This window comes from Pseudothermotoga sp. (assembly GCA_025060105.1).
Taxonomy (GTDB): domain Bacteria; phylum Thermotogota; class Thermotogae; order Thermotogales; family DSM-5069; genus Pseudothermotoga_A.
Genome location: JANXCS010000002.1, coordinates 205,081 through 216,988 on the forward strand (window position 1 = coordinate 205,081; position 11,908 = coordinate 216,988).

At 43.3% G+C, this 11,908-nt stretch carries 14 protein-coding genes and 2 tRNA genes; 2 read left to right on the plus strand and 14 right to left on the minus strand.

What is annotated here, in order from left to right:
- Positions 1–3 precede the first annotated feature (3 nt).
- The 14 genes from NZ875_02795 to hutH all read right to left on the minus strand — a co-directional run bounded on the left by NZ875_02795 (position 4) and on the right by hutH (position 11,299).
- Positions 4–786 carry a DUF368 domain-containing protein gene (locus NZ875_02795; protein MCS7174665.1) on the minus strand — a complete coding sequence of 261 codons (783 nt, stop codon included), beginning with the start codon at positions 784–786 and terminating at the stop codon, positions 4–6.
- A gap of 13 nt (positions 787–799) precedes the next feature.
- A complete protein-coding gene (locus NZ875_02800; GenBank protein ID MCS7174666.1) occupies positions 800–1,483 on the minus strand; it encodes an ABC transporter ATP-binding protein in 684 nt (227 codons plus the stop codon).
- Positions 1,467–2,018 carry an ABC transporter permease subunit gene (locus tag NZ875_02805; protein MCS7174667.1) on the minus strand — a complete coding sequence of 184 codons (552 nt, stop codon included), beginning with the start codon at positions 2,016–2,018 and terminating at the stop codon, positions 1,467–1,469. The genes NZ875_02800 and NZ875_02805 overlap by 17 nt, the downstream gene beginning before the upstream one ends.
- Positions 2,019–2,196: 178 nt before the next feature.
- Positions 2,197–3,111, minus strand: coding sequence for an ABC transporter substrate-binding protein (locus NZ875_02810; protein MCS7174668.1), 915 nt, complete (start codon positions 3,109–3,111; stop codon positions 2,197–2,199).
- A 65-nt stretch (positions 3,112–3,176) separates the two neighbouring features.
- Positions 3,177–4,925 carry an NADH-dependent [FeFe] hydrogenase, group A6 gene (locus NZ875_02815; GenBank protein ID MCS7174669.1) on the minus strand — a complete coding sequence of 583 codons (1,749 nt, stop codon included), beginning with the start codon at positions 4,923–4,925 and terminating at the stop codon, positions 3,177–3,179.
- Positions 4,926–4,982: 57 nt separating this feature from the next.
- Positions 4,983–5,354, minus strand: coding sequence for a 50S ribosomal protein L20 (rplT, locus tag NZ875_02820; protein ID MCS7174670.1), 372 nt, complete (start codon positions 5,352–5,354; stop codon positions 4,983–4,985).
- Positions 5,355–5,369: 15 nt separating this feature from the next.
- Positions 5,370–5,570, minus strand: coding sequence for a 50S ribosomal protein L35 (gene rpmI, locus NZ875_02825; GenBank protein ID MCS7174671.1), 201 nt, complete (start codon positions 5,568–5,570; stop codon positions 5,370–5,372).
- A gap of 14 nt (positions 5,571–5,584) precedes the next feature.
- Positions 5,585–6,136 carry a translation initiation factor IF-3 gene (gene infC / locus NZ875_02830; protein MCS7174672.1) on the minus strand — a complete coding sequence of 184 codons (552 nt, stop codon included), beginning with the start codon at positions 6,134–6,136 and terminating at the stop codon, positions 5,585–5,587.
- Positions 6,137–6,232: 96 nt separating this feature from the next.
- A tRNA-Lys gene (locus NZ875_02835) sits at positions 6,233–6,308 on the minus strand.
- 11 nt (positions 6,309–6,319) lie between these two features.
- Positions 6,320–6,394: transfer RNA gene (locus NZ875_02840), tRNA-Arg, on the minus strand.
- Positions 6,395–6,442: 48 nt separating this feature from the next.
- On the minus strand, positions 6,443–7,012 hold the full coding sequence (locus NZ875_02845; protein ID MCS7174673.1) for a TetR/AcrR family transcriptional regulator: 570 nt from the start codon (positions 7,010–7,012) through the stop codon (positions 6,443–6,445).
- 21 nt (positions 7,013–7,033) lie between these two features.
- A complete protein-coding gene (locus NZ875_02850; GenBank protein MCS7174674.1) occupies positions 7,034–8,482 on the minus strand; it encodes a radical SAM protein in 1,449 nt (482 codons plus the stop codon).
- An 83-nt stretch (positions 8,483–8,565) separates the two neighbouring features.
- Complete coding sequence (locus NZ875_02855; GenBank protein ID MCS7174675.1) at positions 8,566–9,807, minus strand: TM0106 family RecB-like putative nuclease; 1,242 nt, start codon at positions 9,805–9,807, stop codon at positions 8,566–8,568.
- On the minus strand, positions 9,779–11,299 hold the full coding sequence (gene hutH, locus NZ875_02860) for a histidine ammonia-lyase (protein MCS7174676.1): 1,521 nt from the start codon (positions 11,297–11,299) through the stop codon (positions 9,779–9,781). The genes NZ875_02855 and hutH overlap by 29 nt, the downstream gene beginning before the upstream one ends.
- Positions 11,300–11,404: 105 nt before the next feature.
- Between hutH and NZ875_02865 the strand changes: the two genes are divergently transcribed.
- Positions 11,405–11,635 (plus strand): T7SS effector LXG polymorphic toxin, encoded by a 231-nt coding sequence (locus NZ875_02865; protein MCS7174677.1) that lies wholly within the window; start codon positions 11,405–11,407, stop codon positions 11,633–11,635.
- A 6-nt stretch (positions 11,636–11,641) separates the two neighbouring features.
- A complete protein-coding gene (gene zapA, locus NZ875_02870) occupies positions 11,642–11,902 on the plus strand; it encodes a cell division protein ZapA (GenBank protein ID MCS7174678.1) in 261 nt (86 codons plus the stop codon).
- Positions 11,903–11,908 lie beyond the last annotated feature (6 nt).

An 11,908-nucleotide genomic window follows, 5' to 3' on the forward strand; every position in this document is an offset into this window, starting at 1 on the left:
TTCTCACCTCGCCGAAGCGTGTGAACTTTGCGAAAACTTGAAAGATATGTACCCAAAAATCGTAATCATTAGAAGAATGAAGATCAGCTTAGTAAAGCCTAAGCTTTCTTTCGTGAATGGTTCAATTTTGAGTAACGATGCGATGATTAAACCGAAGGTAAAACTTTTCGTTTGCTTTGGAAACTCTTCGCTTAACCAGTTCATGATCAAGGACATCACCGCTATACCAGCTATAACTCCAACACCAAAAGGAATAATTATCGAGAATTCTATTCTCGCGACAGCACTGACAATGTCATCGTAGATGCCAAAGATCAGGAGCACTAAAGAACCACTCAAGCCTGGCAGGATCATCGCACATGCAGCAACAAAGCCGCTCAGTATTAGATATGTTCCTGAAAGGCGAACAGCACGAGATGTCAGCTCCAGAGTTATCATGAGGAGTATCCCTGAAACAAAATAAAGTAGCTTGAGCTTTTCTATTTCTTTATAAAGCTTCGGTATCGAACCCAAAACAAGGCCGAAGAAGGTAGAGTAAGCCAGTGCAGGAAATCTCGCAAGAAGGAAGCTCATTCCAGCAGAACCAATGAATATCGCAGTGATTATACCTATTCCAATTGTTAACATAAACAATGAATCTTCCCTTTTGAGCTTGAATTTGACAAGCTTTGAAATTGAAGCGATCAGTTCATCGTAAACTCCAAGTATAACAGCCATGGTGGCGCCACTTATACCAGGAACAAGATTGGCGAGACCTATGAGCAAGCCTCTGATGACGTTCATCATAGGGAGTCCCCCTTCAACCGTACATGTGTGTCAATATGGTCTTTTCGAGTTCAAGAAAGGAAGGATCGAAGAAATCTATCTTCCGTTCTAAGTCCACTCGGTAAACGAATCTGGCAGGCCTTCCGCACATAACGTATACACGCTTTGCTAAGCTGAGAGCTTCTCTGATATCGTGAGTAACGAGCACATAACTGATCCCGATACTCGCCAGTAAGAGAGAAAGATCCTCCATAAGCCTCATTTTTGTTGGCGTGTCCAAGCTTCTGAACGGCTCATCAAGTAACAATAAATCTGGTTCCACCACCAGAGCTCTTGCCAGATTCAACCTTTGTCTCATGCCTCCACTGAGCTGTCCAGGTTTGTAGTGCTCAAATCCTGAAAGACCAACTTTTTGAAGTATCCGATGTACTTTCATCTCGTTGTCACACACGAAAGCAACATTCCTGTAAGCCGTTCGCCAGGGGATTAAGCGATCCTCTTGAAAAACGAACCCAAGACGTTTGTAGAACCTCCTCACATTCCCAGAATCTGGTTCTTCCAAACCAGCTATGATCCTCAACAAAGTAGTCTTACCACATCCTGAAGGTCCAACTATTGCCACTGCTTCCGATTCGAAGATTTGAAGATCGATCCCACCGAGAACAGGCAAATTTCCGTAATTTTTGAAAACACCGTTGACCTCAAGAATGCACCTCAAAAAAATCTCTCTCCCAGAGAATCGAGAACAAACCCTCTAGAATCAAACCAAATATCACAGCGACTATAGTGCATGCGAAAACTTCAACCGTGTTCACATAGAATTTAGCTTGCATGATTCTTACCCCTAGTCCTGTTTCACCTATGAGGTATTCTGCCACAATGGCCACCTTCCACATGGTTCCAATACTCAGTTTAATAGATGAAACCAAGAATGGCCAGATTGATCCAAGATAAATTTCTTTTAGAATCCTGCGAACTGGAACTGAATAGATTCTCGCCATTTCTAAGAGTTTCTTATCCACAACTCTTACTCCTTCACAAACGTTGAATGTAACAACTGGTAACAGGGATACAAAAACTATGAACACCACTCCCCGCCAACCAATTCCCCAAGCGAGTATCACAGTTGATAGCCAAGAAACGATTGGAACTGACCTGATCACCATGTTCAACGGTTGTAGAAACACATAAGTTCTCTCAGAAAGACCCATGAGGAATCCGAGCATTGTACCTATGACTAGCGAAATCCCCATACCTAGAAAAGCTCGAAGAAACGTAGAACCAATAGAAGTAAGTAACCTTCCCTCAAGAAGCAAACGAAAAGTATAGATCAAAACTTTTTCAGGACCAGGAAAAATGAGGTCCGATCCCACAAACTTTGACACGAAAAACCACAGAGCAAAAAGAAGAAATACTCCGAGGAACAGAAAACTAAAACGTGAAGAATTTCTCATCAGGTAAGGAAGGCATGACGCTCGGATCTACTTGTTGTGTGATGCTCAAATAGTGAATCACTTCTGAAACTATCTCACTCGCGGGTCTGTACTCGTACAGAGTCCTAGTCAAGGATTCTTCCACAACTTCAACCGGTATACCTCCAAGATGTGGTGAAGATAAAGCAGCTGCCTCACGTGTGTTCTCCACGGCGTACTTGAGAGATTTCTCAACAGCTGTGAGTGTCTTATGGAGCGTTTCTTTATCCAGCACTCTTACAATGAATACACCTGTTATAGGGACTCTTGCAGGTAATCCTGTGTGTTCAGACCAGAGCTGTTGCAAATCGTAAGCAATACTAGCTTTGGCCTGCCTCATGGCTAGTGTCACGTAAGGTTCAGGAAGTACAGCGATTTTGATCTTTCCAGCGCTCATGAGTGATACGATTTCTGGAGGTGTGGCGTATCTTATTTTCACATCGTTGTCTGGCTTCAAGCCGATGCGTTCAAACAAGTATCTGATCAGCACATCACCGGTTTGTCCCTTTCCTTGGGGTGTATAAACCTCCTGGCCTACCAGATCTTTCAAATCTACTTTTCCGAGATCTTTCGTGACTATGTAGAAACCACTCCACATGATGACCGCGGCGAGCTTGAGGTCAAGCCCTCTACTGTATAGAGACGCTCCTATAGAAACTGGCAAGACTATTAGATCAACATTCTTTGCCACAATCTGAGCATTCACCTGGTCGAGTGTTCTCCAGAAATCGATCTTGATCTCCACATCACCGCTGACTTTCTTCCCAAGCAAACCGGAAAAGGCAACTACTGTTGGACCAACGGGTATCGATATACTGACAGCGAAGCTGAGAACGGATAAGACTATGAATATGAGAATGAAAAACCTTCTCATAGTCTCACCCTCTTCAAAAAGAGGCGAGGAAATGATCCTCGCCTCTCTATCATGTTCACCATTTTTCAAACCTCCATCGCGGTCAACGAAACTTTCTTCCTGGATCTGTCCACGTAGGTTGTATGGAGCAATTTGTGGGACACATGACTCAGCGGATGTTCAAGGAATTCTTCGTAGAGTTTCTTTATAGACGGGTTCTCGTGAGATTTTCTCAGCACACTTTTTTCATCTATAGTGTAAATGGCTTCCATTCGCTTCACCAAGACATCTTTGTCTAAGCTCTTCGGCTGACCTCCTCCGCCAATGCAACCACCAGGACACGCCATGATTTCGATGAAGTCATAATAAACTTCACCTTTAATGATTTTGTCGAGCAACTTTCTCACATTAGCACCACCATGAGCGATCGCAACTCTTAGTTGCTTCCCGTCGAAATCGATAGTGGCTTCCCTGACACCACCCAGCCCCCTCACAGAAGCGAATTCAATCTTTGAGAGAGATTTACCAAGCCCAAGTTCGTATGCGGTTCTGAGAGCTGCTTCCATCACCCCACCAGTGACACCGAATATGGCCGCAGCTCCCGTGGATTCTCCGAGTGGATCGTCGTAGTTCTCTTCTGGAAGCGATGCATAAGGGATCTTCCGCATCTTTATGAGTTTTCCAAGCTCACGTGTCGTCAGTACAACATCTACAGCTGGCAAGTTACCGACCATATGTTGAGGCCTAATGATGTCATCTTTCTTTGCTGTACAAGGCATGATGGAAACGACGAAGATCTTCTCCGGTGAAACGTTTATTTTCTTCGCAAAGTACGATTTTATCACTGAACCTAGCATTTGATGCGGTGATTTCGCGCTGGACAGGTTTTTCAAAAACTGTGGATAGAGTTTTTCTGCGAGGTTTACCCATGCTGGGCAACAAGAGGTAAACATAGGGAAAGGTCCACCCTTTTTGAGTCTCTCCAAGAACTCAGACCCTTCTTCCATGATGGTCAAGTCCGCAGCGAAGTTTGTGTCAAAAACGTAATCGAAGCCGAGTCTCCTCAGAGCCGCAACCATCTTCCCAGTGGAGATACTTCCGGCTTCCATACCGAACTCTTCACCGAGGGCCACGCGTGTAGCTGGTGCTGTTTGAACTACCAATACTTTGTCATGTTTTTCAAGTTCTTCTATAACTCTTCTGATGTTGACGTTCTCCGTGATAGCACCTACTGGACAAAAAGCAGAACATTGGCCACAACTTATGCAATCCGTTTCATAAAGAGGCATTTCAAAAGCTGTTTGCGGGAGCGCTTCGTAACCACGGTCGACCATGGAATAAATGTCCATGCCCTGAAGTTCAGAACATGCCCTGACACATCTGCCACAAACCACACACTTCTCCAAATCTCTTACTACTGCCGGAGAGCTCAGATCCACACTTTCCGATCTTATTTCACTTGGAAAAATGTCTTTCACGTCGTACAGATATATTAGATCTTGAAACTCACACTTACCGTTGGAGTAACATGTCATGCAATCTTTTGGATGTCGAGACAGCAAAAGTGCCAGGTTGAATTTCACTGCGTTCATGACACGTGATGTGTTCGTTCGAACTTTCATTCCATCTTGAACTTTCGTCACACAAGCTGGTTGCAAATTCCTTGCTCCTTCAACTTCGATGACACAAACACGGCAAGCACCAGTTGGTTCAAGCCGTGGGTGATTGCAGAGCGTGGGCACATATATACCAGTCTGATTGCATGCCTCCAGAATCGTTATTCCAGCTGGTACTTCGTACGTTTTCCCGTTGATCTCGATCTTCACATTGGCCACCTTCAACCCTCCCCTTCTGCTGCGTTGACTGACTCCAATTTTATTCTATCACAAAATTTATTGTGCTGTGACTTTTTTCTCTAAGTGTTTTTTGGCGAGCTCCACATAAAGTGCGAAGGCATTCGGATCATTGACAGCAAGCTCAGACAACATTTTCCTGTTGATGTTTACATTGGCGAGCCTCAGACCATGAATCAATTCACTGTACTTCAAACCATGTTGCCTGGCGGCGATGTTTATTCTGGTAATCCAAACGCTTCTGAAATCTCTCTTTTTTATCTTCCTCCCAGCAAACGAATACCACTTAGCTCTCACGTAGTGCTGCTTGGCAAGCTTATACCTTCTACTGATTGCCCCTCTAAAGCCTTTAGCGGCCTTCAATATTTTTTTCCTCTTTTTCCGTGCGTGCAAAGACCGTTTGACTCTCATAGTCCGCCTCCTCTCTCAAACTCCGAGAAGTCTTTTGATCCTTTTGGCATCACCTTTGTGGAGAACATCTTTCTTTCTCAATTCGCGCAAAGTGGACCTCCTTCTCTTCCCAGTGGTGTGCCTTGTTCTCGCATGATTGAACAGGATCTTTCCACTTTTAGTAACCCTAAATCTCTTGGCAGCTGTTTTACTCGTCTTCATTTTGTTTTTAGCCATCTCTTCAAACCTCCTCAATTTTCCTTCGGCTTGATCTGCATCCACATATCTTTACCTTCCAATTTTGGTTCCACTTCAACTGAACCTATGTCGCTTACGTCCTGAGCAATTCTTTTCAATATTTCTTCGCCTTTTTCAGCGAAGGCGATTTCTCTCCCCCTGAACATCACAGTTACTTTAACCTTGTCTCCTTCTTCCAGAAACCTCCGGATGTGTCTTAATTTTGTCATATAATCGTGTTCATCGATCTTCACTCTGAACTTCATTTGCTTTACCTCTTGCACTTTCTGCTTCTTTTTGGCTTCTTTCTGCTTTTTAGCAAGCTGATACATGTACTTACCGAAATCCATGATCTTCGCCACTGGTGGATCGGTGTTGGGTGATACCAAAACTAGGTCCAATCCTTCTTTTTTCGCAAGTTCTATGGCTTTGTAAGTTGGAAGAACACCTATCTGTTTCCCATCTTGTCCAACTACTCTGACTTTCGGTACCTTTATCTGCTCGTTTTTCAAGAAAATCTGTTCTTTCTCGATGTTCTCTACCTCCTTAAGCAAAAAAGCGGGCAAAGCCCGCCTCCCAGTTATCCACTTAGAGTAAAAAATCCCTTCGACCCCTTTGACTCTCGGTCTGGGGGTGGGAAGCAAGGCTTCCACTTCTGATCCTGGTGGGCCGTGCAGGATTCGAACCTGCGACCCCCTGATTAAGAGTCAGGTGCTCTACCTGCTGAGCTAACGGCCCATCCTTCTACTTGGTGCCCCTGGGAGGAATCGAACCTCCATTTGCGGATTAGGAATCCGCCGTTCTATCCATTGAACTACAGGGGCTTGTACCTTTATGTATCCTACCATGCACCAAATGAAAAATCAAGAGTGCTAACTTTCGTTCTTTCTGATCAAACCTCCTAGGATGAGGGATTCTATCGATTGAGGCACAGATCCACACGAAACCGTTGCTGTGAGAGCTTCCGTAATAAACTTGGCCGCCGTATGTGAATCGATGTCTGGATTAACCATTTCATTTTTCTTACCTTCTTCTATCAATTGTGCTACTTTATTTAAGAAATCATCATAACGTTTTCTGAGCCTCTTCCAAATGATCCCCTCTCCAGATTCATCGAGTACACTCGCTCGCTCCTTCTCTATCACTTTGGATAAAACCGTCCTACTCGTCACAAAATCTATATAAGCTCTGAGAAATCTCTTTATTTTCCGAACGTAGTAATTTTCCCCCTCGACTTCCTTGAAAATATGGTTCTCGAGTTCTTCCAATGCCCTGTTCCAAACCTCCTCAAAGAGGACTTCCTTACTTGGAAAATAGTAATAAATGAGGGGCTTTCGTACACCAGCACGCTGAGCGATTTCTTCTACGCTTACACCATCAAAACCTTTCTCAGAAAATGCTGCTTTTGCGGCTTCTAAGATTTTTTCTCTAGCGCTAGACAATTTCCTCACTCTCCAGCTTTCTCATTTCAATGTTTTGTCCACGGCCAAGGCTTCTTCTCTGTTCATGTATCGTTTCATTCTTGTCTCATAGTTATAGATACCTCTGTTTACTGGATAGCGATCAACGTAACCATATTCGTACCAAAGTTTATCTGCATAAACTTTCCATTCTTCAGCTAGTTTATCGATCTCTGGAGCTAAATCTTCGATCACTCTCTCAGAACCTTCGTGCTGCGGGATCGCGTTGAAATGTCTCACCATAGCCCTGTAAACTTTCGGATTGTCAATTATAGGACATGGTCTGAACAAATTGTTTGAGTAAGGAACCATTCGCTTGTAAGCCTCAAAGAAAGGTGATTTCAAAATCTCTACCAAGGACTTTTCTCGGATACTGTCAACCGCATACTGCTGAAAGACACAAGGTTCCACATAACCTTTCGCATTCACATGGAAATACTTCGCACCAGCAGCGAGACAACCATGCGTCAGAAAACCATGGTTCCAAAAATCAGCAACGAAAGCGAATTTGCCGCTGAGCCTGACTTGATCTGTCTTGAAAAATCTTTCATATCTCTGTTGCGGTGTTGGCACTAAATCCATCGATGCATTCATGCCAACTGGCATATACTGAAATACCCAAACGTAAACTATCTGCTGTTCCTCAAGGAATTGCCAGAACTCGTCTTTCATGAGTGTGTCGTGATTCATCCTAGTAGCTGTTATTGATGCACCGAAAGGAACACCATATCTTCTCAGCCTTTCCCAAGCTTCGAGAACACTCTTAAACACTCCTCTTCCTCTTCTCCAGTCAGTATCCAGTTCGAAACCTTCAACAGAAATGGCTGGAGTGGCGTTCCCAAGTTCAGACAATTTCTTTGCTATCTCATCTGTTATGAGAGTCCCGTTAGTATAGATCAGAAAATAATTATCGTTGAATTCCTCCAATATTTCCATGAGATAAGGCCAGTAAAATGGCTCTCCTCCAGTTATCACCCAAAAATACAATCCCAGTTCATTTCCCTCGCGAATAACCTTGCTGACCTCTTCTTTAGTGAGTTCATACTTTCTACCATAAAGTCCTGCATAGCAACCAACGCAGTTCAAGTTACAAGCATAAGTTGGGCTTATAACACCAAGCTTGGGTAAAACGAACTTGTATTCGTGCATTTTTTGCTGTCTTATTGGTTCCCCCAGCGCGAATTCGTTAATGATCAAGTTGTTTATTATTTTTTCAACACATTTGGGACTGGAACGTCTAAAGACTTTAACCCAACTTGTGATCATTGGATGTTTGTCTTTAGCCATGAGAGCTAACTTTTTCAAACCGCTTTTGGATGGTTCCTTTGTTAAGGCGCTGAGTGTGGAGAATAATTTGTATAGGCCTTCCTCATCGGTGTTCCTGAGTACCGAAGCAACGATCTTGCCTGCTTGATGGTATATGAAACCTTTCACTCCTCCAACTACTGCCATTTTGATACCTCCTTTACCAACCGGTCAGTAAAAATGTTAACTCGGCCGTGTTGCAATATAGTTACTTATTAGCAATTTTTTAATTAACCAACAGCCAACAACCGTAGTGCATCAACGACGAGTCGCGTCGCACGCACGTCGTCTTCATTGTATTTCAATACCACATCGAGCAAAGATGGTTCTCTTGACTCAAGCCATAGTTGAAAGTACCTGCTGGCACGCCAGCCATCCAGTTTGGTGTGCCAATTGAAACCATAATATCGTGCGACACTCTTGAGAGAATAACTGAACAAAGGTAATGCAACATGTTTCGACAGAACTTGATAGACATCAACGAATCTTCTTTTCAACTGGTCATAAGCACGTTGTAAACTATAAAGCTGCGAGAGTTCTTTGAAACGCATAGGTTCATAAGAACAATAATGGTAAATACAGTTGTTCGTTGAAAGAAGAAAATCAACGACTTCTTTGAAAACCTTTTCTTCTTGGTCCTTTGTTTCACACAGAAAATAGATGTATCTATCTTCATTGAGGATTCCAAAAAGATAATCGTAGCCAGCTGTTACATGAGATTCGATGTCGAGAAACAATCCTTCTGAAAGCTGTGGAAGTGGTTGCAGCAAAACCGCGCGTCTATCGAGCAAAGCTATCGCTTTTTTCCTCAGTTTTTCAAGAACGTCTTTTGAAAAATTTCTCAACTTTTCAACTTTAATGAGATCCTCAAGATCGTCGATGCCTTCTCTCAATAATTTCAAACGTGTTCGTTCGTTCAAACCATGAATTGCTAGTAGATCTTTTTTCTGTATGAGCACCTCGCTACAATCTAAGACGTACGAACATGTTTTGCAGAGAGAAACTGGTTTGGGGTCATACAGTTCTTCCCTAAAAGAGGTAATGGCTTCAAGCAAAGACATCAATCTTGGAAGGGCGTTCTTCCAATCAACATCGACTACGAAATGAGGAGAGCTAATCGTAACGCGTGTCACAAAGAACCCTCTTTGGCAGAAAATGTAAGCGTGATAAGCGGCCTCAATTAAGTATTTTTTCTTGAAACTCTTGGCTTCTTTTTTGAGTATCAATCTCCACCCATTTTCTTCTGGTACCGCAAGATCTGGGTCTGCAACGAATGTTCTTCCAAAAATTTCTGCTTCCAAAATAGGATTTTCCACAGAAAAACCTAGCCTGAGCAGTTCGGTTGAATCAGGGATCTCCTCACGATGCTCTAAATCTTTTCTTTCAAGTTGAAATCTTCGAGGACACAGCAAGAATTGCTCTAGATCACCGTACCAGATTTGCTCACTCATAAGCTGTCCACCAATCTTCATGGACATCTTCAACAGTTTGCTTCACAAATTGTAGGACCTTTCTGAAACTAGATTGCCAGTAAGCATCACTCAATCCGGGTTCTATAAGACCCTCCACATCGGAGAAGAGTTTTTCATTGAGTTTTGATGATCTTAGAGGTCTTCGTGCTTGCAGCGCTCTTGCAGAACACATGAGCTCAATGGCTAGTAACACTTTGATATTTTCCAAAATCTTTAACAATTTCAGACAAGCGTTCATTCCCATGCTCACGTGATCCTCCTGAAAGCCACTCGTGGGGATCGTGTCTACAGAAGCTGGATGTGATAAAACTTTGTTTTCATTGCAAAGTGCAGCCGCTGTGTATTGCCAGATCATGAAACCAGAGTTGACTCCAGGACGATCGAAAGCTAAAAATGGTGGTAGACCCTCATTCAACTTCGGGTTCAAAAGTCTATCGATCCTGCGTTCTATCATGTTTCCAAGGTCAGTCAACGCAATACAAAGAAAATCTGCCACGAATGCGAGGGGTTCACCATGAAAGTTACCTTGCGAGATTACTCTGCCGTTGTACACTATAGGATTATCAGTGGCAGAGTTGATCTCATCCTCTATGATTTTCTTGGCAAAAAAAACCACATCCAGAACGGCTCCATGAACTTGAGGTATGCAACGCAACGAATAAGCATCTTGAACCCTAGTACAACCCACGTGTGATAGTCTGAGCTGACTCGTCTCAAACCTTTCTCGCAACATCCTGGCGATAATACCTTGACCACGGTGCTTTCTTGCTTGCGCGATGGCTTCATCGTACGCTTCTGGAGAAGCAAACAACACATCCGCCGTTAAAGCTGCTGTTTCAGTCGATAAACGAAGTAAATTGATGGCGTCGTTCACAGAAAGTGTTAGACACGCTGCCATTGCCTGTGTTCCATTCACCAAGCTGAGACCTTCTTTCTCCATCAATTGAATGGGTTCAAAACCGACTGAATCTAACACCTCACGAGATGGTCTAATTTTCCCATTAACAAGTACCTCGCCTTCACCCATGATCACAAGTGCAACGTGAGCTAGTGGAATGAGGTCACCGCTTGCACCCACCGAACCTCTCGATGGAACGTAAGGAACGATTGATTTGTTTAAAAGCTCGCACAATTTCTCAACGACAATTGGTCTAACGCCAGAAAAGCCCAGTGCCAGCGTGTGAGCCCTCGTCAATATCATGGCACGGACTATGGATGGATCCAGAGGATCTCCCACACCGCAGGCATGTGATAAAACAATGTTCCTTTGAAGAGATCGCAGATCTTCTTTAGAAATCTTTGTAGTGGCGAGCGCCCCAAAGCCAGTATTAATACCATAGATGGCTCTTTCAGAATTTACAAACTTTTCGACAACCTCTCTGGAGGAGATCATCTTCTTAATAGCTATGTCAGATACAGCCACCTGTTCATTGAATCTAGCAACCTTAACGATATCACTCACCTTGAGGTCTCGTTCCCCTAAGAGCAACATCGCATCACCCCAACAGCAAATCTACCACGGATACAAGGACAAGATTCTTAGCTTCTGTGATATGATTGCATGTGAAAAAAGCACGCGTGGAAGGAGTGTGCCACCTTGGATAAACTTGCTGAACTGGAGGATTTGATAAACAAGCTTTTGGAGGATTACAGAAGATTGAAAGAGGAGAACGAACAGTTGTGGACTCAAATGAACGAAGTTCTCAGTAAAATGGAGCAAGTGGATAGGGAAAAGAAAGAACTTGAAAAATTAGTTGAAACTTACCGCAACACAATGAATTCACTCGTAGAAAAGCTTCAAAAAATGATCAGCACGGCAGGGAACTGATCCCTTATGAGGAGGACGCTCATCTTAAAGCTGGGCGATAAATCATACGAGCTGACAACTGATGCGTCTGAAGAGTTCGTTCTCGCAGTGATTAATAGAATTCAAAATCAATTCACTCAGATCAAAAACAGTTCTACAGAAGCAAGTTTAGACGAGATACTGGTTGTCATGCTTGCAAACTCAGTTCTGAACGAAATAAAGTATGAGGAGACACTTGAAAAGATCACGAATAAAATCAAAGCCCTGTTCGATCAAAAAAAGAGGTGATGAGAG

Coding starts and splice junctions, on each gene's coding strand:
- NZ875_02795 (MCS7174665.1), bottom strand. CDS start 786: ATGATGAACGTCATCAGAGGCTTGCTCATAGGTCTCGCCAATCTTGTT.
- NZ875_02805 (MCS7174667.1), bottom strand. CDS start 2,018: ATGGGGATTTCGCTAGTCATAGGTACAATGCTCGGATTCCTCATGGGT.
- NZ875_02810 (MCS7174668.1), bottom strand. CDS start 3,111: ATGAGAAGGTTTTTCATTCTCATATTCATAGTCTTATCCGTTCTCAGC.
- rplT (MCS7174670.1), bottom strand. CDS start 5,354: ATGAGAGTCAAACGGTCTTTGCACGCACGGAAAAAGAGGAAAAAAATA.
- rpmI (MCS7174671.1), bottom strand. CDS start 5,570: ATGGCTAAAAACAAAATGAAGACGAGTAAAACAGCTGCCAAGAGATTT.
- NZ875_02850 (MCS7174674.1), bottom strand. CDS start 8,482: ATGGCAGTAGTTGGAGGAGTGAAAGGTTTCATATACCATCAAGCAGGC.
- NZ875_02855 (MCS7174675.1), bottom strand. CDS start 9,807: ATGAAGATTGGTGGACAGCTTATGAGTGAGCAAATCTGGTACGGTGAT.
- hutH (MCS7174676.1), bottom strand. CDS start 11,299: ATGTTGCTCTTAGGGGAACGAGACCTCAAGGTGAGTGATATCGTTAAG.
- zapA (MCS7174678.1), top strand. CDS start 11,642: ATGAGGAGGACGCTCATCTTAAAGCTGGGCGATAAATCATACGAGCTG.